15 protein-coding genes are annotated in these 22,168 nt (G+C 60.2%); 7 read left to right on the top strand and 8 right to left on the bottom strand.

Going from position 1 to position 22,168, the window contains the following annotated elements; all coding sequences use genetic code 11:
* The first annotated feature begins 173 nt into the window (after nt 1-173).
* Nucleotides 174-1,265, top strand: coding sequence for a permease (locus tag OHL18_RS07140; RefSeq protein WP_263374124.1), 1,092 nt, complete (start codon nt 174-176; stop codon nt 1,263-1,265).
* 364 nt (nt 1,266-1,629) lie between these two features.
* Nucleotides 1,630-2,232, top strand: a complete 603-nt coding sequence (locus tag OHL18_RS07135; RefSeq protein WP_263374123.1) for a hypothetical protein — start codon at nt 1,630-1,632, stop codon at nt 2,230-2,232.
* 171 nt (nt 2,233-2,403) lie between these two features.
* Here the strand turns inward: OHL18_RS07135 and OHL18_RS07130 are convergent, their stop codons facing one another.
* The 4 genes from OHL18_RS07130 to OHL18_RS07115 all read right to left on the bottom strand — a co-directional run bounded on the left by OHL18_RS07130 (nt 2,404) and on the right by OHL18_RS07115 (nt 7,643).
* A complete protein-coding gene (locus OHL18_RS07130) occupies nt 2,404-3,894 on the bottom strand; it encodes a phosphoglucosamine mutase (RefSeq protein ID WP_263374122.1) in 1,491 nt (496 codons plus the stop codon).
* Nucleotides 3,891-5,561, bottom strand: coding sequence for an exodeoxyribonuclease VII large subunit (xseA, locus tag OHL18_RS07125; RefSeq protein ID WP_263374121.1), 1,671 nt, complete (start codon nt 5,559-5,561; stop codon nt 3,891-3,893). The genes OHL18_RS07130 and xseA overlap by 4 nt, the downstream gene beginning before the upstream one ends.
* A gap of 166 nt (nt 5,562-5,727) precedes the next feature.
* Nucleotides 5,728-6,966: a hypothetical protein gene (locus OHL18_RS07120; RefSeq protein WP_263374120.1), complete on the bottom strand. Its 1,239-nt coding sequence runs from the start codon at nt 6,964-6,966 to the stop codon at nt 5,728-5,730.
* Nucleotides 6,967-7,190: 224 nt separating this feature from the next.
* Nucleotides 7,191-7,643: a hypothetical protein gene (locus OHL18_RS07115; RefSeq protein ID WP_263374119.1), complete on the bottom strand. Its 453-nt coding sequence runs from the start codon at nt 7,641-7,643 to the stop codon at nt 7,191-7,193.
* A gap of 369 nt (nt 7,644-8,012) precedes the next feature.
* Between OHL18_RS07115 and OHL18_RS07110 the strand changes: the two genes are divergently transcribed.
* Complete coding sequence (locus tag OHL18_RS07110; protein WP_263374118.1) at nt 8,013-8,234, top strand: hypothetical protein; 222 nt, start codon at nt 8,013-8,015, stop codon at nt 8,232-8,234.
* Between the two features lie 160 nt (nt 8,235-8,394).
* Here OHL18_RS07110 and OHL18_RS07105 read toward each other — a convergent pair whose 3' ends face one another.
* Nucleotides 8,395-8,763 (bottom strand): response regulator, encoded by a 369-nt coding sequence (locus OHL18_RS07105; RefSeq protein WP_263374117.1) that lies wholly within the window; start codon nt 8,761-8,763, stop codon nt 8,395-8,397.
* A 206-nt stretch (nt 8,764-8,969) separates the two neighbouring features.
* On the opposite strand from OHL18_RS07105, the gene OHL18_RS07100 reads away from it, so the two are divergent.
* The 4 genes from OHL18_RS07100 to OHL18_RS07085 all read left to right on the top strand — a co-directional run bounded on the left by OHL18_RS07100 (nt 8,970) and on the right by OHL18_RS07085 (nt 17,071).
* Nucleotides 8,970-10,208: a potassium channel family protein gene (locus OHL18_RS07100; protein WP_263374116.1), complete on the top strand. Its 1,239-nt coding sequence runs from the start codon at nt 8,970-8,972 to the stop codon at nt 10,206-10,208.
* A 344-nt stretch (nt 10,209-10,552) separates the two neighbouring features.
* Nucleotides 10,553-13,780 (top strand): FG-GAP-like repeat-containing protein, encoded by a 3,228-nt coding sequence (locus OHL18_RS07095; protein ID WP_263374115.1) that lies wholly within the window; start codon nt 10,553-10,555, stop codon nt 13,778-13,780.
* 89 nt (nt 13,781-13,869) lie between these two features.
* Nucleotides 13,870-14,775: a proline iminopeptidase-family hydrolase gene (locus OHL18_RS07090; RefSeq protein WP_263374114.1), complete on the top strand. Its 906-nt coding sequence runs from the start codon at nt 13,870-13,872 to the stop codon at nt 14,773-14,775.
* A 178-nt stretch (nt 14,776-14,953) separates the two neighbouring features.
* Nucleotides 14,954-17,071, top strand: a complete 2,118-nt coding sequence (locus OHL18_RS07085) for a beta-galactosidase (protein ID WP_263374113.1) — start codon at nt 14,954-14,956, stop codon at nt 17,069-17,071.
* Between the two features lie 16 nt (nt 17,072-17,087).
* Here the strand turns inward: OHL18_RS07085 and OHL18_RS07080 are convergent, their stop codons facing one another.
* The 3 genes from OHL18_RS07080 to OHL18_RS07070 all read right to left on the bottom strand — a co-directional run bounded on the left by OHL18_RS07080 (nt 17,088) and on the right by OHL18_RS07070 (nt 22,157).
* Nucleotides 17,088-19,703: a sensor domain-containing protein gene (locus tag OHL18_RS07080; RefSeq protein ID WP_263374112.1), complete on the bottom strand. Its 2,616-nt coding sequence runs from the start codon at nt 19,701-19,703 to the stop codon at nt 17,088-17,090.
* A gap of 313 nt (nt 19,704-20,016) precedes the next feature.
* Nucleotides 20,017-20,763 carry a tetratricopeptide repeat protein gene (locus OHL18_RS07075; protein WP_263374111.1) on the bottom strand — a complete coding sequence of 249 codons (747 nt, stop codon included), beginning with the start codon at nt 20,761-20,763 and terminating at the stop codon, nt 20,017-20,019.
* Between the two features lie 278 nt (nt 20,764-21,041).
* Entirely contained in the window at nt 21,042-22,157 is a 1,116-nt protein-coding gene (locus tag OHL18_RS07070) for a hypothetical protein (RefSeq protein ID WP_263374110.1), read from the bottom strand.
* Between the last annotated feature and the right edge of the window lie 11 nt (nt 22,158-22,168).

Raw genomic sequence — 22,168 nt, 5'->3', positions numbered from 1 at the left:
TCTCCACTGCGCGACCGACGATACAACCGTCCGCCGCTTCAGTCGAGATGACGTCTCTTGAGTTGGGGTGTGGCGCGCCGATTGAAGGTTGCGCTTCTTTGCGGCGATCTCGGCGAATCTCCATCTATTGATTGATGGACGTCTCCACCATAAACGGGCAGACTGGTAGGCCTATGTCTACTGCTCCGTTCTCCGTTCCGACTGTCGCCGTTGCCGCTCCTACGCGCCGTTTGCCGAGGCTTGAGGTCTCGCTGTCGATCCTGCTGGCGGTGAGTATCGCGCTGATCTTCTGGACGCAGCAGCGGTATCCGGCTTTGCTGAAGAAGCTCCATGCGGGCAATGGGGTGAAGGTGGCCGGGACGATCTCGTTTGACGCGCTGCTGAAGGTGACTCCGGAGATGCCGGTGCCGGAGCAGATTGCGAAGACGAGCGTGAACTGGCTGTATACCAACCGGTTTGGGATGTACTTCGCGGTGCCGTTTGGGGCGGCGATGATGACGCTGTTTGCCGGGGCGATGGTGCCAAAGCGGTTTGAATCTGCGGCGGGGAATGTGCTGTGCGGGGCGGTGGCGGGAGCTCCGCTGGGCGTTTGCACGAACTGCGCGACGCCGGTGGCACAGAGCCTGATCGTGGGTGGCGCGAGCACCCGGATGACGCTGGCGGCGATGATCGCTTCGCCGACGATGAACCCCGTGGTGGTGGCGATGGCGTTTGTGCTGTTTCCACTGCACATTGCGCTTTGGCGCGTGGCCGTGCCGGTCTTGCTGCTGGCTTGCGTGCCGCTGCTGGTGGCGGAGAACAAGCGGAAGATTCTTTCGATGGGATCGTTTGAGGAGCAGCCTTCGCTGGGTGCTCGGCTGGCGGCGTTTGGGGCGAAGTACCTGCGGAACTTTGCGCGGCTGTTCCTGATGACGCTGCCGTGGATGCTGCTGGCAGCGGTGCTGGGCGCGACGATGGCGGTGGTGATTCCGGCGTATGGGACGCATCTGCCGGTGTCGGTGATCGGCGTGATTGGGGTGGCGATTGTGGGGACGCTGCTGCCGGTTCCTATGGCTCTGGATGTGGCGTTGGCGTTTGTACTTTATCGCGCGGGCGCTCCGGCGGCTTATGTGGTGGCGCTGCTGTGCACGCTGGGGCCGGTGAGCGTCTATTCGCTGAGTGCGATGTCGGAGTTGGTGGGGAAGAAGGCGGGGTTGCGGCTGGCGGGTGCGGTAGCCGGGTTGGGAGTAATGGCGGGGTTGGCGGTGATGTGGAGCGGGGTTTAGGGGGCGTACGTCCCACATCTCAGGAGCGAGATGTGCGGTGCCCGGCCCACCGGCACAGAGTTATGCTTAGATGGGGAAGATGAAATGGCCAAGGGCGAAGTGCCGATCAAATCCGGATATGAGCATGATGCCCTCACGCGATGGAGACGCTTCTTACAGTGGCGGCCTGGTCAGCGTGCCGAGATAAAACGCAAGTATAACAAGCGTGTTCGCAGAGAAGCTAAGGGCGTTCTCTCTAAAGAGTCAATTTAGATCTCGCTAGCCCTCTGAAGGCTGACCGGCGTTCTTCGAAGCGGCCAAGATACAAACCAATCAATTTGTTCGCGACAAGCGAGATCTATTTCCAAAATAGGGAGCTGCCACCTTGCAGAAGAAAAGTGTAGAGGAAGTTCTGCAAGGAGCCGAGTTCATATTGCTCACCGCTCAGCACGGGCTGGAGGATATGCGAACTACTCCAGGACGTTTGCGGTCGGGTTTCGCTAATGTAGTGAATTGGGGACGTTCTGTAACTTTTGCATTACCGCACCTAAAGAATATTGTTCAGGATTTTGAGGCTTGGTACGAACCCGAAATGGCTAAGTTGAAAGCTGATCCAATCGCGGGCTATATGTACGTGCTTCGGAACAAGATAGTTAAAGAAGGTGAGTCAATCTCCTTGACTAATGAGGTTGTGATCCACGATTTTCAGCCCGAGAGGGATTTTGGCCCTCGGCCGCCAGGAAGCGTGGCTATGTTCGTAGGAGATTCGGAAGGCGGGTCCGGATGGATGATAAAAACTCCGAGCGGGGAGCTTGAAAAGTACTACATTTCACTACGGCCAGAAGTAGCTTCTATTTACTGTTCCCTAAGAAATCCTCCGGTGATCAATGGCGTACCGGTTGACTCGCCTGTCGAATTAGCCCGTTTATATCTCTCCAGCCTCGAGCGCCTAGTACGCGAAGCTCGGCAAAGATTTCATTCTCTTTAGCGGGTGGCCGTGATTTTCAGCGACGTCGATGCCAGTAGCATCGCGTTCTTCGACTCCCGGCTACGCTCAGGGTTGCGGTCTAGCGCCTCTCAACGCATTAGCGGCCGAGATAGAAGAAGCAGATCCTCCCACTTCGTGGAAGGATGACAAGGGAGAAGCTAGCGCCGCTGGTCAGATGCCGAGTTCATTCCGTATGGCGGCGGCAATCGCCTCTGAATGGTGGCGCATGAGGGGTTCGGATTCGGCTTCGATCATGACGCGGGCGAGGGCTTCGGTGCCGGAGTAGCGGATGACGACGCGGCCGGTGTCTTTGAGATCGTGCTCGGCGGCGGCGATGGCGGCGACTACTGTGGGGATGGCATCGAGAGGGCGTTTTTCGCGGACCTTCACGTTGACGATGACCTGGGGGAAGGTCTTGAGGTCGGAGGTTAGGTCGGCAAGGGAGTTCCCTGCCCTTTGCACGATGTCGAGCAGCAGCAGAGCGGTGAGGAGACCGTCGCCGGTGGTGCTGCGGCCGGAGAAGATGATGTGGCCGGATTGTTCGCCGCCGAGGGATGCGCCGGTGGCGAGCATCTGCTCGAGGACATACTTGTCGCCTACGTTGGCGCGGAGCATTTTTATATTCGTCCGTTTTAAAGCGGCTTCTAAGCCCATGTTGGACATCGTCGTCGCGACGACCGTGTTGTTCGCGAGGGCGTTGCGGGCGGCGAGGTCTCTTGCTGCCAATAGAAGAACCGCGTCGCCGTTGATGACGTTGCCGTGGTGGTCGGCGAAGAGGGCGCGGTCGGCGTCGCCGTCGAAGGTGATGCCGAGGGTGGCTTTTTGAGCGACTACTTCCTGGGCTACGACGATGGGGTGGAGAGCGCCGCAGTGCTCGTTGATGTTGCGGCCGGTGGGGCTGGCGTGGGTGATGTGGACTTCGCCGCCACCGCGTTCGATCAGGGAGGCGAAGAGCTGCGGTGCGATGGAGCTGGCGGCTCCGTTGGCGCAGTCGATGACGATTTTTTGATTGGTGAGGGTAAGGTCGGGGACGGCGTTCAAGAGGAAGTTGATGTAGGCAAGGCGGTCGGATTCGTTTACGGCGGGCGTGGTTGTGGTGGTTCTATCCCACATCTCAGAGTCGAGATGTGGGGCACCCGGGTTCTGTGGCTGAAAGGTTCGAGCGGTTGTGGTGAGGTCAGCCGCATCGGGATCCTTCGGCTTCGCCTCAGGATGACGGCTTTCCTCAAGCTGGCTAATTTCCAGCTGGCGGAAGATCTCCGCTTCGATGGCTAGTTCGGTGGCGTCGGGGAGTTTGAAGCCGTCGGGGCCGAAGAGCTTGATGCCGTTGTCTTCCCAGGGATTGTGGGAGGCGGAGATGACGATGCCGGCGGCGAAGTTGTGGGTGGCCGCGAGATAGGCGACGCCGGGGGTGGTGATGATGCCGGCGGACTCGACAGTAGCTCCGCCGGCAATGAGACCTGAGGTGAGGGTTGCGGCGATCCAGGTGCCGGATTCGCGGGTATCCGAACCGATCAAGACGCGAGGCGGGCCGATGAGGACCTTTGGCGAGTTGCCGAGGTGATGGGCGAGGGCGAGACCGACGGCGTAGATGGTGGGCGGGTCAAGCGGGGCCTGGCCGGCGACGGCGCGGATGCCGTCGGTGCCGAAGAGCTTCTTCATTCGTGGGTCTCCAAAACTGTGGCGGTGAGGGTGCCGGTGGCCAGGCGGGCGCGGATGCGTTGGCCGGGTTTCACGTCGGCGGCGTTGCGGAGGAGAGTGCCGTTCGAGGCGGGGGAGATGTTTTCATCCCACCCATCAGAATCGATGGGTGGGGCACCCGGGCTTGGTTGGCCGGACATGCTGTCCCACATCTCAGAGGCGAGATGTGGGGCACCCGGATTTGTTGGCTCTGCGTAGATGAGGGCGTAGCCGCGGTTGAGGACGGCTAGCGGCGATAGAGCGTGGAGGCGCGTGGTGGCGGAGGCAAGGCGCGTGCGGCGGGTGTCGAGAAGGTGGCTGCCGATGCGGATGAGGGCTTCGCGGACGCGGTCGAGGCGGCGGTGGGTGAGGGCAAGCCGGGCGGTGGGGGCTTGCTGCTGGAGACGCGCGGTGAGCGACGTGAGGCGGGCGGTGTGAGAGCGGAGGCGGCGGTGCAGGGCGGAGTCGGCGCGGTAGGCGAGGTCGTCGAGGTGCTGCTCGCGGCGGTAGAGGCTGTCGCGGAGGCGCATGAGGACGGAGTCGGCGGAGAGGCGGGCGTAGCGCTGCCGCGACTGCATGAGGCTGTAAGACACGGCGCGCTGAAGGCGGGTGGTGAGGGCGTGGACGCGGTCTTCGATGCGGTGCTGGGCGGCGGTGATGAGCTCGGCGGCGGCTGAGGGCGTGGGAGCGCGGAGGTCGGCGACGAAGTCGGCGATGGTGAAGTCGGTCTCGTGGCCGATGGCGGAGACGATGGGAAGCTCACTGGCGGCGATGGCGCGGGCGAGGGACTCGTCGTTGAAGGCGGCGAGGTCTTCGAGGGAGCCGCCGCCTCTTGCGATGACGATGAGGTCAACTCTGTCGGGATGTGCGTTGAACCAGGCGATGCCGTCGATGACTGTCTGCGGGCTGTTCGTGCCCTGCATGAGGGCGGGGTAGATGAGCAGGTTGAGGCGGGCGTGGCGACGGCGGACGACGGTGACGATGTCGCGGATGACGGCTCCGGTGGGCGAGGTGACGACGCCGATGCAGTGCGGGAAGGGCGGCAGGGGGCGCTTGCGGGCGGCGTCGAAGAGGCCTTCGTCGGCGAGGCGGCGCTTGAGTTGTTCGAAGGCGAGCTGGAGTGCGCCTGCGCCGCGGGGTTCCATGGTCTCGGCGATGAGCTGGAGCTGGCCTCGGGACTCGTAGACGGAGATGCGGCCTCGGACGAGGACGGCTAGGCCGTCTTGCGGGCGGAAGCGGAGGAGTTGGGCCTGGCGGCGGAAGAGGACGATGGGGAGCTGGGCTTCGCCGTCTTTTAGGGTGAAGTAGACGTGGCCGGAGGCGGCGGGGCGGCAGTTGGAGATCTCGCCTTCGACCCAGATGTTGGAGTAGGCGGACTCGGTGTGCTGGCGGATGTCGGCGACGAGGGCGCGGACGGAGTAGATGCGGCGTTCTTGCTCAACGGGAACGACAGTGGCAGAGGCCGGAATGTGGGGATTCTTCGCTGCGCTCAGAATGACGGCTTTTTTAGATTCTGGGGCTGGCGCGGATTCTGCGGTGGAGAAGAGGTCGGGTTGGGTGGGGCGGCTTTTTTCCAGCTTGGGGCGGGATTTGCGGCGCAGGCTGGCCAGGGTATCGGGTGAGGAAGGCGGGTTTTCTCCGGCGGGCATCCAGAGGGAAGTTTAGCATTCTGGGAGTGGGCGGGGGCGGTTCGCGCGGGGCGCGAAGACCCACTCATCGCGAGAGACAAGAGCGCGATGAATGGGGCACACGGGTTATTGGAGCGCGGAACGTTTTACGTCCCACATCTCAGAGGCGAGATGTGGGGCACCCGATCTATTCAGGAACGAACCAGTCGGCGCGTGGGTCGGAATGGCGAAGGGTGTCGTTCTGAGCTATCCCGAGTTGGAGTTGAGCTCGGTTTTCGGGGGTGTCCGGGATGACGGAACAGCGGTTGAGTTCAAGTGGATAGGATGTGTCCGCTGGGTAAAAGGAGATGATGAGGAAGTGTTTGCTTGGGGTCAGCGGAGTCTCTATCTGAAGAGGTGTGGAACGACCGTCAGCCTCAGCAACTACGCTCATCCTTTCGCCCAAGCGATGGAATGTGCTTCCCTTTAGGACTTCGTCGAGCCGGAGATTTGCTGGCTCGCGAATGACGCCTTCTTCGGTGTGTTGGGACTCGGTGATTGAGGTCACTGCAAAGATCTGGCCGGCCTCACGGCCCCGGGCAAAGATTGGGACGCCACATGCCACTGGAAGCGGGGCGTTTTGCTTCTGTGTCTCGATGGTCTCGGGGCGGCCTCCCGTCGCGCCGTCATAGAGGTGCCACCCTTCCGAGGCAGGATAGACATCTTCGATCGCGGTACAGGGTCTAAAGCTCGTGAGGCAGGCAAGGTCGAAGGTTGTGAGATTGCGGACTTGAGAGTCTGGTGTATCGGCAGCAAAGGTGACGCGCGCCATCATGCAGAATGTGCAGCCGCCGGGCCTCGTGAATGTATAGAACGGGTGTCTTGCGAGTTGGTCGGTGCCTGTTAGGTACCAGCCATCGTCGTTACCGAGTCGGCTGGCCGAGTGAATCGTGGCGATGAGCAAGTAGGAATCGTCGACCCTGACGTTATTCACAACGCTGTAGGCAAATACGGCCCCTTTCCGAAGAATTACGCCGTCCTGGACGACGAACGTGACATCTATTAGCGCGGCCCTACTCCCAAGACGCTGAAGCAGATTGTGCGTCGGCGGCCCTATTGAATCAACGGCCTTAGAGTGCTGCGTCCTAGCGAAGGTATATTCTTCCGCCCACTCGGGGCTTTCGAGGCTGATGGTGTAGCGGCAGAAGGAGGCGTCGCAGGTGCCTTCGTAGTGTCCGTGACGGCCCCATCGGGTGATGAGGCGCTGGGCTTCGGGCCAGGTGCTGTGGCGGAGCTGGAGGGATTGGAGGTCGGCCATGAGGTGCTCGGCGCGGAGGCGGTAGAGATAGGTTGCGGTGCGGAGGATGGCGGATAGCAGGAGGACCGCGACAAGGGCATAAAGAGAGGCGCGGAGGAGTCGGCGGGTCCAACGGCGTGCGAGGGCCATGTGGAGTTAGACACCGGTGGCGGGGGAAATGGATCGGGTTGGCAGTGAGTCGTGTGGCGAAAGGTTCGAGCAGATGAGCGGACGTAAGAGGTGTGGCGGGTCCTTCGCTTCGCTCAGGATGACGGCAACAACAACGACAAAGCGAAAACAGGTCCTCCAACTTCGGGAGAAGGCAGTATCGGCGAGGGGACTATCGGGCGGAGGGAGTATTTGCGTCCCACATCTCAAAAGCGAGAATGTGGGGCACCCGGATTCGTGGCCGGGTTTACCTGAAAGTGCGGTGGGTGAGCAGGCGGGGGCCGGCTTCGATGAGGCGGGGCATCATGTTGAAGACGGCGACGCGGGTCCAGAGACTGCCATCGCGGGTGCGGAAGCCCTTTTCGTTGAGGTCGCTGACGATTTTTGGGGTAGGGGAAGTCCTGGGCGAGGAGTTCCATCATCTGCTGGAGGACCTGATTTTCAGTGGGGTCGATCTCGAGGCGGGAGCAGTCATCGGAGATGCGGAGGCCGTAGGGGATGTCGTCAGAATAAGCACCTGGGCTGGGGGCTTCGGATTCGGGCAGCTCGCGGCGCCACTCGATGGAGAGGAGCTGCCAGCCGGCAGCCTGACGCTGGTCGATGATGCCGGGGCTGAAGGGGCCGGAGATGACGTCGCGGATGCGTTCGAAGTGCGGCATGGGTGGGACTCCTTTGATGGGGAGCGGCACCGGAGATCGGGGCAATTTGGCTGCCAAAGGTAAGTTGCTGACGTGATTAGGACGGTGGCAATGGAGGATTGCGGCGAGTGTTCGTTTTACAACATGCGTGTCCGGTTGTGGACGGGAGTCCGGCGCGAAGGACCCACCCATGCGGTGAAGCAGCGTGGATGGGGGACGCGGGATAGTACACTTCATGCCATGGAATTGCCTGAGCCCGCTCCAAAGGGTGTCGTACTTCGTCCGATTCACTTGCGAAGCGAGGCGCTGGAAATCGTGCGTCCGGGAAAGATGGTCCCCGATCCACAGCAACCACACTGTGCGGACCATGCCTACTTTCACTCAGAATGCGTGATCTGCAAACGTGCCTGCGCTAACTTTCAACCGTATCCGGTTCGCAAGGACAAGCCAGTGTCGCGGTCGTTTGGATTTACGGACAACATCACAGAAGAAAAACTGCGTGGGCTCGATCCGAAGATGGGAGATGTCTCTCCGGGCGATCCCGAGTTCAGTCTCAGCTTTGTCCTTCTGCGCACGCTGCTCCGGCTGATCTGGCCGTTTAAGACCTGGTGAGGTAACTGCGCGGGAGTGATAAACCGCACCTCAGCGACTAAAGCCGCGAGACAGGTGACGAGCTCATGGCAAGGCTGAAGCCGTGCCCTTAAGCAAGACCGGGCGAGTTGTTCACGTTGGCAGCCGAGGCATAAGGAGTGGCAACAGACGCGGGAGACGGTCAGGCGGAGAGCATGCGGGTGGCTTCGCGGAGGATCTCTTCGGGCGGGCAGGGCTTGAGGAAGACGTGTGTGTTCTGCGGCATCTTGCGAATCTGTTCGCGGACCGGAGGCAGGTTGGTGACGTAGCCGGTGAGCACGATGACCGGGCAGGAGGAGTTCATGCGCGTGAGTTCGACCATGAACTCGAGGCCGTCGCGACCGGGCATGGTGATGTCGCAGAGGATGAGTTCTGGATGGGACTCACGGACGAAGTCAAGGGCGGCGTCGACGGTGTAGGCGACGTGGGTATCAAATCCCCGCTTGCGAAAGATCAGGCCCAGCGTGTCGGCTGTGATTTGTTCATCGTCCATGACCAGGACTCGTTTCATGGTGTGGTTTCGTTGGGAGAGCGGTTGCGTAGTGATGAGACCCCTGTGAGCGTGATGCCAGATTTGGGATACAAGCCCGCTGAGCTTACCGGTATTTTCGATCAGTTACTGTCGTCCAGGCAACATAGCGCTCCTTTATTGCTCTTGCGGCCAGAGATGCTGTCAGGCCAGACGTAGCCTAGAATCTGATTCGGAGCCAAAGGAATTTGCACATCTTAACGGGATTTGCGGGAGTGGTGTTTCTGTTGGCGGTGGGTCTGGACACATTCCAGACAATTATCCTGCCACGGCGTCCAGCGGGACGTTTCCGGATCACCCGGCTGTTTTTCCTGGTGACGTGGGGGCCGTGGGCGGCGATTGCACGACGGATCAAGAGCAAGCGGGTGCGGGAGGACTTTTACGGGATCTACGGGCCGGCATCCCTGATTCTGCTGCTAGTGGTGTGGGCGGCGGTGCTGGAGATCGGGTTCGCGCTGCTGTTCTATGCGATGGGGTCGCCGTTTCACGACGTGACCGGGCATGTGGCGACGAGTGGGCTGGACCAGTTCAAGACCGACCTTTATGTAAGCGGGACGACGTTGTTCACGCTGGGGCTGGGGGACATTCTGCCGCAGGTGGTCTCGGCGCGGGCGATGATTATTACCGAGGCGGGCGTGGGGCTGGGCTTCGTCGCGCTGGTGATTGGGTATGTGCCGGTGCTGTACGGAGCGTTCTCCAAGCGCGAGGTAAGCATCGCGCTGCTGGATGGGCGGGCGGGGTCGCCCCCGACGGCTGGGGAGCTGCTGCGGCGGCATGGGTTCGACGGCGGCGACGAGGCAATTGTCGCACTGCTGATGGAGTGGGAGCGGTGGTCGGCGGAACTGCTGGAGTCGCATGTGTCGTACCCGCTTCTCTGCTACTACAGGTCGCAGCATGACAATCAGAGCTGGCTGTCGGCGCTGACGGCGGTGCTCGATGCGTGTTCGGTGCTGATTACCAGTTTGCAGGGGACGCCGGTACGGCAGGCGCAGTTGACCTTCGCCATGGCAAGGCATGCGCTGGTGGACCTGGTGCTGGTCTTTCATCTGAAGGAGAAGAAGCAGTGGGCGGCGCAGCAGGAGATCGACCGGCTGCCGATGGCGGACTTTCGCAAGCTCTGCGGGCTGCTGAACGATACCGACATTGTGCTGTGCGGCGATCCGGCATCGGAGGAGCGGCTGAGGGCGATCCGGAAGCTCTATGAGCCGTATGCTCATGCTCTGGCGGAGTACCTGGGGATGCCGGTCTCGGATTGGCTCACGGAGCCGAAGAAGAACGACCAGTGGAGCACGGTGGCGGGGCTGCGGTCGCAGAAGGAGATCGCACGGAAGAGAGCCGAGGCCGGGCCTAATAGCGCGGCACCTGACAACGAAGCGAACGAGTATGCGGTTGTGGGTGGGACGCCGCTGCACGAGGACCATAAGTAAGTAAGGGAGTGTAAGTCTCCGACTTCGGATAGTTCCTTTTGAAGCAGGCAGCAACTTCGAAGCGCGGGTTTTTCGCGTTGGCGGAGGATTTATTTATTTTTCTCGAATATTCCTATGCCAGCGAGGTATTATTCCGTCGACGCGGGATAGGCGCGGCACAGCGCATCCGGTCATAGCTCGACTGCATAGCCCGACTTGTTGTTACTCCCCAAGCTACGAGCAACCCGCTACCGATAGATAGCATCAGCCCTCCAAGTCGATGCACGCGGAACGACCCGGCATCGAAATTCTTCCTCACTCGAGCACTGTTGCCTATAAGCGATCTCACCACTCCGGAGACCTACATGAGAGTTCTGCGCGTTGCCCCGTCTTTTTTGCTTCCCATCCTGGTTCTGGCAGTCTTTGCCCTGATAGGGTCTTCGACTGAGTGCCGTGCCCAGGCGTCTACATCGACCGCCCTGGATGTAAGTCCCGCGTGTCTGCAACAGGGGTGCGTCACGACGCTGACGGCGATGGTGACGTCAGGTCCAACGGTAGTGCATCCGGGGCAGGTGATCTTTTGCGACAAGGGACCGGCGGACTGCGAGAACGTCGCTCCGATCGGCCGGGCGCAGCTGCTGGCGAATGGGACGGCGACTATCCGGGTTCAACTTGCACCGGGGCCGCACCAACTGCGGGCGATCTTTCACGGGACGAAGACCTATGCGGGAAGCACCTCTGTTTATCACGATTTTTCGACCACGCCCAGCGCGGCAGTCGCGGCGACCAGCGTCGCTGGTAGCGCGGTTCCAGCCAGCGCGGGGTTTACTTTGTCGGCGAATGTGCAGAGCGTGGGAAGCCTGAGGCCGGGCGGAACCGTTACGTTTACAGACGCTTCCAGAGACAATGCTGTGCTGGCGACCGCGCCGGTGGTTGTGAATGTCGACTACCTTCCCTACCTTTCGTACCTTGGCGGGAATTTGCTGGACCTCTCCAGCGTTCCTGCGGCGCTTAAGACAACGGCGGTTGCAGCGACGACCGGGGACTTCAACAACGATGGATTTCAGGACATCGCGGAGACCAATAGCGCTTCGACATTGAACGTTCTGCTTGACAACGGAGCTGGTGCCTTTACGCCCGGGCCTACGCCTGCAGGACCAACCGGAGCGCATGGAGCTCTGCTTACGGCGGACTTCAACGGAGACGGCAATCTCGATATCGCAATTCCGGACGCAGCGACGAACTCGATTTATATCGGACTGGGAAATGGCAATGGAACGTTTACAGCAGCTACTGCGACTCACTTGACCGACAGTCCGCTGTTCCTCGCGACGGGCGACCTGAACAGGGATGGGATAGCAGACCTGGTTCTTGTCAGCAAGACTGCTTCGGGCGGGGGTGCGATTCATGTGCTGCTGGGACAGGGCGACGGCACGTTTGCGGTGCAGGCAGCGATTTCGCTAGGCGGAGACACACTCGCCAATCCAGCGATTGCGGACTTCAATCATGATGGATTTCAGGACCTGGCCTTCTATGACGTGGTGACGCAACAGATCGTGGTTCTTGGCGGAAATGGGGATGGCACTTTCCAGTCCACTCCCGTTGCAGCTGTCACGCTGATGGGGAGTTTTTATGGTGAGCTGGGCAATGGGGGTTCACTTCTGGTCGGTGACTTCGATAACGACGGCTTTGTGGACGTCGAATTCACAGGATTCGGCAGCGGCGTCTTTTTGCACGGGAACGGTGACTATACCTTCGTTCAGCACGGCAGCAACGGGGTCAGCTATCCGTTCGCCGCCGACGTCATCGGCAATGGCAAGCTGGGTGTAGCGGGGTTCACCGGCTCGGAGGGATATCTCGGGACGTATTTTGGAGCCCAGCAGTTCACCAACCCCTACGGGCAGCAGGGTGATTTTTACACGACCGGCATCGTACTTCCGCAGCCATCTGGGTACGTCTATCCCGTGCTTGCTTACGCAGACTTCACGGGAGACGGGATACCTGATCTGCTGGAGTTGAATCCGCTGAATACTTCGGCTTCCACGGGCTTTGTGGGGTCATTGAATGAGACTTTAGTCGCGAACAGTAGCACGGCCATATCGCTCGATTCCGGGGTCCACAACATCATCTCCAGCTACTCCGGGGACACCTTCCACAGCGCGAGCGTGTCCACCGGCAACGAGGTCGATTCAGCAGGAGTTGCGTACGGCAGCGGATTTGCGGGAGAGACGGGACTTCAACTTAATGGAAGCGCCAAGCTACAGGGGTCGGCGATCGAGTTGACCGATGGAGGTCAGTTCGAGAGCGGCAGCTTCTTCTCCAAGAAGAGAATCGATTTGAGCGCGATCTCCTCTCTCGACGCGCAGTTCGACTTTCAATTGACGAATGCCACTGCTGACGGCTTCGCCTTCGTGCTGCAGTCGAATGGGCCAAACGCGATTGGCTCTTCCGGCAGCGGCCTTGGCTACGGAAATCCTGCCGGCGGAACCGGAGCGAGCATCACGAACAGTCTTGCAATCGCCTTCGACCTGCATAACAACCTGGGCGAAGGCAGCAATTCGGTGAGGCTCGAGGAGAACGGAGTTACTTCGTCGAACAATCCGAATCTGTCGCCCGCAGTCGACCTGACGCCCTCCGGTCTCGATCTGCATAGCGGCCATCGTTTTCACGCGAGGATCTTCTCGCAGAATACGAATCAGATCGAGGTGACGCTTACCGATCTCGTGACGCAAAAGTCCACCGATTTCACGTTGCTCCTCTCGACGGCTTACCCGCTGGGCGGCAGCGCCTTCTACGCGGGATTCACTGGAGGAACCGGTTCCGGCACAGCCGTTCAGACTATCTACGATTGGAACATCAATATCAACACCTTTCCGCCAGCTCCGGCGCTGCTTCTCTATCCGAAGCCGACCTATCCGGATGGATTCGCTCCAGGGACAGGGCAGGCGTTCGATGGATATTCGGGCGGCACAGGGCTTGCGTTCAATGGCATCGCGGCGGTCAACGGATCGGCGCTGCAGTTGACCAACGGCACCCAGTTCCAGGCGACCACAGCGTTTGAGGTCCAGAAGGTACTGCCGCAGGGCTTCTTCTCGACCGACTTCGACTTCCAGATCGCGAACGGCCAAGGGGATGGGTTTGCGTTTGTAATCCAGAACCAGCGACTGGCTTCGATCGGATCGCAGGGCGGAGGCCTGGGCTACGGTCCGGCGGTCCCGAACGGCGGAGGAACGGTGATCGGCAACAGCCTGGCGATCAAGTTCGACACGCATAACAATGCTGGCGAGGGGACAGACTCGACTGGCCTCTATCTCAACGGCGCCTCTCCGACCACGCCTTCGATCAATCTGGGATCGACTGGCATTCTCTTGTACACCGGGCATACGTTCCATGCGCGGATCGAGTCGGATGGAACGAATCTGACGCTTTCCATCACGGACCTTGATGAGTACGAGAACTTCACCACAAAGCTGTACTCGGGAAGCGGGCTGGAATCGTTGATACCGGCACAGGCGTTTGCCGGATTTACGGCCGGAACCGGAGCGACTCCAAGTTCGATCAAGATTCTGAACTGGACTTGGATCGCTCACTAGGACTCGTCGCAGGGTGCACGGATGGACGCAAAAGGGCAGCAGAGTCTATCGACTCCGCTGCCCTTTTGGGGCGTGGGTATACTGCTGCGATGAGCGACGGGCTAAATCCGGTTGGAATCAAGGTGGCGGGGATCAAGATGGTGCCGGTAATGGGTGGCCGGTACAAGGTGTGGACCAAGCGGATGGGCGAAGGGCCACTCAAGGTGTTGCTGCTGCATGGCGGGCCGGGATTTACGCACCAGTATCTGGAGGCGATGGAGTCGTTCCTGCCGCAGGCGGGCATCGAGATGTACTACTACGACCAGCTTGGGTGCGGGAACTCGGACAAGCCGGATGATCCGGCGTTGTGGACGCGGGAGCGGTATCGCGAAGAGGTGGAAGAGGTGCGGGTGGGGTTGGGGCTCGAGGACTTTGTGCTGTATGGGCAGAGCTGGGGCGGGATGCTCTCGATCGAGTACGCGCTGAAGTATCAGCGGCACTTGAAGGGGCTAGTGATCTCGAATATGACGGCGGGTATCCAGGCTTACCTGGGGCGACTCGATTATCTGAAGGGGCTGCTGGGGCCGGAGTCGCGGGAGCGGCTGGAGATTCTGGACGCAGCGCGGGACTACGACAATCCGGAGTACGAGCGGATCATGATGGAAGAGCTTTATCCGCAGGTGATCTGCAGAACGAAGCCGTGGCCGGAGCCGGTGACGCGAGCGTTCCGCGATGCGAACCTTGCGATCTATCACGAGATGCAGGGTAAGAGCGAGTTCGTGGTGACAGGGAACTTCAAGGACTGGGAGAGCTGGGACCGGCTGCACGAGATCACGGTTAAGACGCTAACGATTGGAGCGGCGCACGACACGATGGATCCCGAAGATTTGAAGAGGATGGCGACGATGGTGGCGAATGGGACGTCGCTGATCTGTCCGAATGGGAGCCATCTGGCGATGTGGGACGACCAGGCGGTTTACTTTGAGGGGCTTCTGAAGTTTTTGAAGGGGCTGTGAGCGAAGTAGTTGAGAGGAATAGGAGAAAAGCTAAATGCGGGGTCTCTCCGCTCCGCTTCGCTGCGGTCGAGATGACGTTCTGCGGAGGGATGCGAACCGTGGTTTAGGAGACGTTGTCAGGGGCGTCGATTGCCGATCGTAGGTTGGGGCTGCTATAAACAACGGCCTTGGGGGAAATATGAATCGACGGATGTTTGTGCTGAGTGCTGGGGCTGCGGTGGCGACGTTGGGCGTTCTGCCGGGGCGGGTGGCTTTTAGTCAGGGCGACACAGTAAACGTTTCCTCTAATCTGCTGCTGCTGGGGACGGACTACTATCCTGACCAGACGCCCGAACATCTTTGGGAAGACGATGCCACCCAGATGGCGGCGATGGGCATCACCAACGTCCGCATCGCAGAGTTCGCCTGGGCGTTGATGGAGCCGAAGGAAGGATTCTTCGAGTTCGCATGGCTGGAGCGGTCGGTGAAGATTCTGAATGCGCATGGGATCGCTGTGATCCTGGGAACGCCGACGGCTGCGCCGCCTTCCTGGCTGTCAAAGAAGTATCCCGAGATCCTGATCGTGAATGAGCATGGGGTCACGCTGACTTATGGGTCGCGGCGGTTCACTTGTCCGACGAATAAGACTTACCGGAAGCTATCGTTGACGATAGCGACAGAGATGGCAAAACGGTTTGCCAATACGCCTGGGGTGGCGGGGTGGCAGATCGATAACGAACTGACCCTGGGAAACGATGCACGTTGTTACTGCCGGTTTTGCGGTGAGGGATTTCAGGCGTGGACAAGGGAAAAGTACAAGACGCTGGAGGCGGTGAACGAAGCGTGGGGGACGGTCTTCTGGAGCAATACGTATACGGATTGGTCGCAGATTCCAGTGCCGCTGCCCTCGGGGGCTCCGACGAATCCGGGGCTGACGCTGGATTATGACCGATACCAGAGCTACGCGAATGTGAGCTATCTCGAAGAGCAGTTGACGATGCTGCGGCGGGAGTGTCCGAAGCACTTCATCACGACGAACAACGTTCCAGGTCTGGTCGATACGATCGACGATCGCGATCTGTATCGGAAGCTGGACTTCGTTTCGGCGGACAACTATCCGGGATTCTTTGCGCTGTTCTTTGGTGGGCAGAGTAACTCTTCGGTGGCTTCGTTCGCGCATGATTTTTCGCGCAGCGTGAAGGATGGCAAGCCGTTCCTGGTGATGGAAGAGCAGTCGGGCAAGGCGGGGCAGCCGTACTTTTCTCCGCAGCCGGAGCCGGGGCAGATTCGGCTGTGGACGTACCAGGCGATCTCGCATGGAGCGATGGGGATCAACTACTTTCGCTGGGACACGGCGAACTTTGGAGCGGAGGAGTACTGGCACGGGATGATCCGGCATGACCGGTCGCATAGCCCGGGGTTCGACGAGATGAAGCAGACGATCAAGGAGCTGAAGTCGCTGGGGCGTGAGGCTTTGAACGCGCCGTATGTGGCGGAGGTGGCACTGTGCTTCGACTCGAACTCGGATTGGGCGCTGACGATTCAGCCAAGCCAGATGAATCTGAAGTACGCGACCGAGTTGATGACCTGGTATGGATGCGTTGGCGCGTCGAACGCGGGCGTGGACATTGTGGATGCGACGAAGGACTTGTCGCGGTACAAGGTGGTGTACGCGCCGGTGATGTACATCGTCACGAAGGAGCAGGCGGAACGGATTCGCAGCTTTGTGCAGGGCGGCGGCGTGTTTGTGGCGGGCTTCCGGCTGGGCGTGAAGGAGGAGAATGACCGGGTGGTCGATACTCCGCTGCCGGGATTGCTGAGGGATGTGATGGGGGTGGAGGTGCTGGACACGCAGCCGATCTATTCGGAGAAGCAGGGAGTTATGTTCTCCGGGATGCTGGCTGGGAACGAGGCGGAGTGCAAGGTATGGAGCGACATTCTCGATCCCAAGGGAGCGGACGTGTTGGCGACTTATACGACGGGGCAGTATGCGGGGAAGGCGGCGATTACGTCTCACAGCTTTGGTAGGGGCAAGGCGGTTTATGTGGGAGCGCACCTCGAGCCGGCCGACCTGGCGCGCGTGCTGCTGACTCTGGCCGCGACTTCCGGGGTGAAGGTAGCCGCGGATGTGCCGCGAGGCGTGGAGATCACCAGGCGGGGATCCAGCAAGGGAACGCTGACTTATGTGCTGAACTACAACGCTGAGCCGGTTACTGTGAAGGTGGCGGGGAAGATGAAGGATGTTTTGAGCGGGGCGGCGGTGTCCGAGGCGGTGAGTCTCGATGCTTATGGCGTGCGCGTCTTGATGCCGATATGAAGCGCTGTTGCAGCGGCTAGCGGCTGGCAGCCGGTTGAGCTTCTCCGCGCAGCTTGTGGCCGTCGCCGTGGCCATTGAGGTTCATGGCGACGATCTGATCCAAGGGAAGCGGGCGGGAGAAGTAAAATCCCTGAACGCGGTCACACTTCTCGTGCTGCAGGAACTCGATCTCTTCGATCATCTCTGCACCTTCGGCGACTACGCTGAGCTTGAGTTGATGAGCGAGCGCGATGATTGCGCTTGCAACGGTCGACATGTTCGAGGTGGTCGAGCAGCCATCGATGATGGAGCGGTCGATCTTGAGGCAGTCGATGGGCAGGCGCAGCAGGTAGGACATGTTGGAGAAGCCGGTACCGAAGTCGTCGATCGCGATCCGGACGCCGAGTTTACGCAAGCCCTCAAGCACCGCTGTGGTAGCGACGGAGTCCTTCATCAGGACGCCTTCTGTGATCTCCAGTTCGAGCCAAGCCGGATCGATTCCGCTTTCCTGAATTGCTTCCGCCACGATCTCGAGGATGCCCTTCTGTTCCATCTGGCGGGGCGAGAGATTGACCGAGATAAAGAGTTCGCGTCCGAGCTTCAGGTTGAGTGCTCGGATGTCCTTGCACGCCTGCTTGAGTACCCAGGCACCGATCGGCTGAATAAGGCCGCTCGCTTCGGCGATGGGGATGAAGATGGCGGGCGAGATAGCTCCGAGGCGCGGATTGGTCCAACGCAGGAGACATTCAAAGCCGACGACGCGCTCGTCGCAGAGGTCAAGTTGAGGCTGATAGTTGAGGCGCAATTCGCCGTTGCGCAGGGCATCGCGCAGGCCGGCGGCGATCTCCTGCTTCTGCATAGAGGTGTGGGCAAGCGCTTTGGTGTAGATCTCAATCTGGACACCTCCCTCAACCTTGGCGTGATACATGGCCACGTCCGCATTTCTGAGCAGGCTGGTCGAGTCGGAGGCACTCTCGGGATACATGCAGATGCCAATGCTGCCGTCTACGTGGATGGTGGTGTTTTGCGACAAGGTGAAGGGCAGACGAAGGCTCTCCTTGATCTGTTTCGCGATGGTGATCGCTTCGGCCTCGTTGTGTATCCCTTCCAGAAGAACCACGAACTCATCCCCACCCATGCGGGCGACGGTGTCACTAGCCCGTATGGTGCTCTTCAGGCGGGTGGCGAGCTGGGAGAGCAGAACGTCGCCGGCGTGATGGCCGTAGGAGTCATTGACTCCCTTGAACTCATTGAGATCACACATGAGGAGAGCGCAGTTTGTACTCATGCGTTTTGCGCGTTCGATGGCCATTGCCAGACGATCGAAGAGGAGGTGGCGCGTGGGCAGGCCGGTGAGCGAGTCGTGCTGGGAGATGTGCGAGATGTACTCTTCGCGGCGCTTTCGCTCTGAGACGTCATAGGCGGTGATCATGAAGCCGGAGTCGTGGGCGCTATCCCCGACAAGGGGAGTTACTGTGACCTGGACGGTGAGGCGTGATCCCCCCTTGCGAACGAAGCTCCACTCGGCCTCGTCGTCGATGTTCTGGGCACGGCTGACGAAGAAGATGACCTCGTTGACGGTGACTTGCGTCCCATATTTCGTCGTAAGTTTTTTGGCACGGTCCTCGATCTCTTCGATGTCGTAGAAGATGAGCGGCGTCTGCTTTCCAACGACTTCTTCAGGCTTGTACCAGAGCATTCTCTCCGCGGCGGGGTTGATCGCGGTGATGGTGTAGGTAAGGTCGGTGACGATGATAGTCGCTGGAGAGCTGTCAATCAGTGAATGAGTGAACGCCTTGGTTCGCTCGAACTCAAGGCGCTTTCGCGTCGTGATGTCGCTGGTGGTGATGACGATTCCGTCTTCGAGTTTGATGGCCTGGATCTTCAGCCAGGACGCGAGGACTCGCTCTGCGCTGATGTGAAATTCTTCCTTGAAACCGACTCCCGTCTCAACGACGTGTTTGTATCTCTCGATGAGGCCGGAGGTTCGGTTGAATGGGACCAATTCGCAAAGGCGTTGTCCCAGGATTTCGTCGGGCGTGCGGCTGATCAACCGGGCGGCATTTGGATTGACGAAATTGAATTTGAAGTCCTCGATCTCTCCCGCGGCATCGCGAATGCTGGAGAGGATGAAGATGCTGTCGAGGCTGGAGTTGGCAGCAGCGAGGAAGCGGCGCTCGCTTTCGGCGGAGAGCCTGGCGCTCGTGAGAATACCGCGGATTTTAGGGATTGATAAGGGAAGGACGATGGCAGTGAGCAAGGAAGCGGCCGCCGTAAGCAGCTTGACGTCTCCTTCCATCCAATACAGCGGCTTCCAAAGGACGACGACTGCAAGGAAGTGGGTGAGGCCGCAGAGGAGGATGAAAGCGCCAAAGAGAAAGAAGATGTTCTGCAGCGGAACGTCTTTCCGCGCAGCCCGCACCAGATGCACAAGGGTCCCGGCGATGACCAGATAAGAGGCGCTGATAATGATGTCGGAGATGACGTGCAGCCAGAGTAGCTGCGGATTCCACATGAAGCAGAAGCCGTGTGGAAGATAGGTGGCGGAGAAGATGTTGGTGAGCATCCAGGGGAACGCAATAAAGACACCAACAACCGCAATGACTCCGGACCCCACGACGAGAGGGTGAACGACCTTCGAACCTACTTGCATGAGAAATTCCTATCCAACACTACTGGGAATTTCTGAATCTCCAACACTCGCTTTTCAACGAACCGGCTTGCCGCACGACGATATAGGAAGATCCTTACCGACCCATGCGAGCTCGCATGATTATTTGCCAGATGAACATTAATGCTTCATGCCATTGACTTTGTCAACACTACTCTTGGTCGCACGAAAATACACGTCTGAAAGACGACATAACGCCATTTTGCCCATCCTTAGCGACAAGATGTCGTAACGATGGGCAAAATGGCTGATTCTCTACCGCAGAGCTAGCGGATTTTTTGGTCTGTGCTGATTGCTATTGAGCCTGGATCGCTCCGCCGGGGCCGCCTGCGGGAGCAGGGTTCAGCTTCTGCTGGGCGATCTGGCCGATGGGGCCCTTGGCGTCTTTGTCCTTGAGCTGGGCGTAGATCTTCTTGGCCTCGGCTGGCTTGCCTTCGGACTCGTAGAGCTCGGCTAGCTGAAGCTGGGCGAGGCCGGCAGGAACGGTAGAGGTCGGCTTCGCGGTGAGCTGGTTGTAGAGGTCGATGGCCTGGGAGTCGCGGCTGGTCTGGCGGTAGAGCTGCGCGAGCGAGAGCTTGGCGAGGGCGGCGAGATCGGAGTTCCAGCCGTCGGCGACCTTCTTGAGGTCGGTCTCGGCGGCGGCGTTCTGGCCGGCTTCGATGGCGGTAAGGCCGGCGAAGTAGAGCGAGAGCTTGCCCGCGTGGGTCATGCCGTACTTGTCCGAGACGGCGAGGAACATGGCGTTGGCGGCCTTGGCGCGCTCAAGAACTGAAGAGTAGGTCTTGACGCCGGGAGGCACGGGCTGGCCAGGCTGCGCGATGGGTGTCTGGTAGGCCTGCAAGGCGGCACCGAAGTCGGTGGCTGCCTGCTCCGAGCGGTGATTGTAGAGGGCGAAACCGCCGATGACGGCCACGATCGCGACGAGCAGAACGACAGCGCCGGTGATGAGGGTGCTGCGGTGGGCGCTGGCCCAGGAGATGCCGGAGTTGGTGGTGTCGATGAACTGGTCGTGCTTGAGAGTCTCTTTGGTCTGCTGATCCACGGTGGTTTTGTCTTCCTTTGGGTCGTTCCGCGGCGGCGAGGTGATCCGGCCATCTGGCGGAACTGAAAAGATGTCCGCGCTGGAGAGACGGCGCGAATCTTTAGTGTAACAGCGGGCGAGTGGGTTCTGCCCGCGGCTGATCAGAGTGGCCGAGCGAGAGAATGCGGGGGTCTCTCCACTACGAGACGGACGAGAAAGCTGTCCGCCGCTTCGGTCGAGCTGACGACTTCTATTTTGTTGATTTTGTTCCCCGGTTCTTCGTCTAATCCCCGCTGGCTTTATCTGCTGAGGGGTGTCGGAACGCTTGCCGGGGCGACGACAGGCTGAGTGTTGGCGGGCTGGGCGTCGGCGGGCTGCGTGGGAGATGCGGAATCAGTGGTGGTCAGAACCAGATCCGGCGGGTCTTTGGGGAGCTTGAGGCGGCCATTGACGAGGAAGGCGGCGACGGCCGCTCCGGTGACCTGGGGAGCGAAGAAGGTCAAGGGGATGACGTACTTTTTGCTCTTGACGAGAGCTTCGGCGACGCCATCAACGGAGTGGCTGCGGTGAAGGGTGCCGGGAACCTGGGGGATGGTGAAGAAGGTGGCGTGGAGCTCCGGGTGGTGCTTGTCGTAGACGACGAGGGAGCGGGCGATCTGCTTGGGGGTCATGATGCCGAAGTCGGCGATGACGTTGCGGCGGATGGCGTCGGGCATGTAGATCTGGAGGACGGATCGGGAGAAGTCCGCGCAGTTGCGATAGAAGAGGTTGAAGTGCGCGACGTTGCGGCGGTCGTTGAGGATGGCGATCAGTTCGAGGTCCTGGTCGGGGGTGGTGTCGAAGCGGAGGCCATAGACGCGGCGGTCGAAGGATGCGCCAACGAGCTGGGTCCAGTCGCCTTTGGGGGCGCGGTCGTCGAGGGTGCTGGGGGCGATGTCGAGGAGGTATTTGCGGCGGTAGGCGTCGCGGAGGGCGGCGACTTGTTTTTTGTCGACGCGCTCGGGGATCTCGCTGATGGAGTCGACGGCGTAGAGGTAGGGGATGACGGGGATGGCGATCCAGTCGTATCCGCCGACGCGGTGATAGCGGCTGATGACGACTCCGGGCTCTTCATCGCGGCAGGGGCGGAGGTGGGTGGGGGTGTCGGCGCAGACGTTGTCGAGGTAGATAGCGGCGTGACCGGTGGGGTTGAGCGCGCCGAAGGTGCCGTAGGGTTCTTCGAGAAGGAAGGACGCGGAGGCGAAGGCCGATGGAGCGCAGAGGAGCGCGGTCAGAATCGGTACGAGGAGATTGCGTTTGCGATGGGCCGGGCCAGAGGCGGAGCTCGAGGTCATGTTGGTTATGACGCGGATTTCGGGATGAAAGTCGTGGTGGAAAGAGCAGGAGTGCTTATTGCGGAGATAGAGAGCGGCCATGTTGCTGATTC

Source organism: Granulicella aggregans (assembly GCF_025685565.1).
Taxonomy (GTDB): Bacteria; Acidobacteriota; Terriglobia; order Terriglobales; family Acidobacteriaceae; genus Edaphobacter; species Edaphobacter aggregans_B.
This window is presented reverse-complemented; position numbering and strand designations above follow the sequence as displayed.